Origin of the sequence: Nonomuraea turcica (genome assembly GCF_030718205.1) — a bacterium.
Taxonomy (GTDB): Bacteria; Actinomycetota; Actinomycetes; order Streptosporangiales; family Streptosporangiaceae; genus Nonomuraea.
Genome location: NZ_JAUZQF010000081.1, coordinates 1 through 1,589 on the forward strand (window position 1 = coordinate 1; position 1,589 = coordinate 1,589).

General features: G+C 66.1%; 2 protein-coding genes. Both read left to right on the top strand.

Features of this window, described 5'->3' with window-relative positions; translation table 11 throughout:
* The first annotated feature begins 90 nt into the window (after positions 1-90).
* The gene (locus tag Q9G87_RS60255) at positions 91-510 is read left to right on the top strand and encodes a transposase (RefSeq protein WP_305925677.1); all 420 of its coding nucleotides are present in this window, start codon (positions 91-93) and stop codon (positions 508-510) included.
* On the top strand, positions 507-1,541 hold the full coding sequence (locus tag Q9G87_RS60260; protein ID WP_305925678.1) for an IS3 family transposase: 1,035 nt from the start codon (positions 507-509) through the stop codon (positions 1,539-1,541). The genes Q9G87_RS60255 and Q9G87_RS60260 overlap by 4 nt, the downstream gene beginning before the upstream one ends.
* Positions 1,542-1,589 lie beyond the last annotated feature (48 nt).

The following is a 1,589-nucleotide window of genomic DNA, read 5'->3' on the forward strand; positions in this document are numbered from 1 at the left end:
CCCTCTGTGTCAAGCTCAAGTGAGACAGATGGGACTAAAGTTCCTTAACTGACATGAGTAGGGCGAGAACGGGTATCCACCGCAGTGACCATGACCAGCCATGACCTCCAGCGCGGCACCGGGCCGCGTGCCGACCGGCCCAAGCGGCGGACCTTCACCGCCGCCTACAAGCTGCAGATCGTCGAGGAGTACGAGGCGGCGCCGGACGGCACCAAGGGCGCGATACTGCGCCGAGAAGGGCTGTATGAGTCCAGCATCTCGCTGTGGCGGCGCCAGCGTGACAACGGTGAGCTGGCCTCCGCGTCCAACCCGGTCAATGCACCCCGGGCTCGCAAGACGCCCGAGCAGCTGGAGTTGGAGCGGCTGCGTAAGGAGAACGCGGCGTTGACGCGGGACAAGGCGCGGGCGGAGAAGAAGCTGGCGCAGACCGAGGCCGCCCTGGACATCATGGGAAAAGGTTTCGCGCTCTTGGAAATGATCTCCGAGAGCGCGGAGAACGAGCCGTCGTGACCACGGTCCGGCGCGAGACGCTGGACCTGTTGCTGGCCGCCTGCCTGCCGATCGCAGTCTGCTGTGCGCTGACCGGGATTCCCCGGGGCTCCTACTACCGCAGCCAGCGTCCGCGGCCCGAGCGCGCGCCGGCGCCACGTCCGGCGCCGCCGAACAAGCTGACCGCGGCCGAGCGTGAGGAGTTGGTCGCGGTCTTGAACAGCCCGCGCTTCGTCGACAAGGCTCCCCGCCAGGTGTGGGCTGCGCTGCTGGACGAGGGCATCTACCTGGCGTCGGTGTCGACCATGTACCGGCTGCTGCGCGAGCGCGATCAGGTCCGCGAGCGCCGCGCCCAGGCCCGCCACGAGGCCCGTAAGAAGCCTTATCTGGCCGCCCGCGCCCCGAACGAGATCTGGTCGTGGGACATCACCAAGCTGCCCGGCCCGGCAGAGCGGCAGTTCTACGACCTGTACGTGATGATCGACATCTTCTCCCGGTACGTCGTGCACTGGGAGATCCACCTGCGCGAATCGGGTGAACTGGCCCGGCAGTTCATGGAGAACAGCCTGCTCGCCAACGGCGGGATCGCACCCCAGACCATCCACTCCGACAACGGCACCTCGATGACCTCCAAGCCGGTCACCGACCTGCTGGCCACCCTGGACATCATCAAGTCCCACTCCCGGCCGAAGGTCAGCAACGACAACCCCTACAGCGAGGCGGCGTTCAAGACCCTCAAGTACTGCCCGGTGTTCCCCGAACGGTTCGGCTCCCTGGCCGAGGCCGAGACGTTCTGCCACCACTTCTTCGGCTACTACAACCACGAGCACTACCACGTCGGCCTGGGCCTGCACACACCATTCACCGTGCACATCGGCACCGCCCCGGCCATCCAGGACCGGCGCGAGCAGATGGTCGAACGCTTCCGCACGGCCAATCCACACCGGTTCACCAGAACGCCGCGACTGCCCAAGATCCCAACGGTCGCCTACATCAACCAGCCCGAAGAAGACCAGAACAGCGCATCCACGCCCGCGCAGGAGGCTGCCTAGCGATCATCTCGGCAGAGTCCCTGTCGCACTTGACTTGACACCTACCGC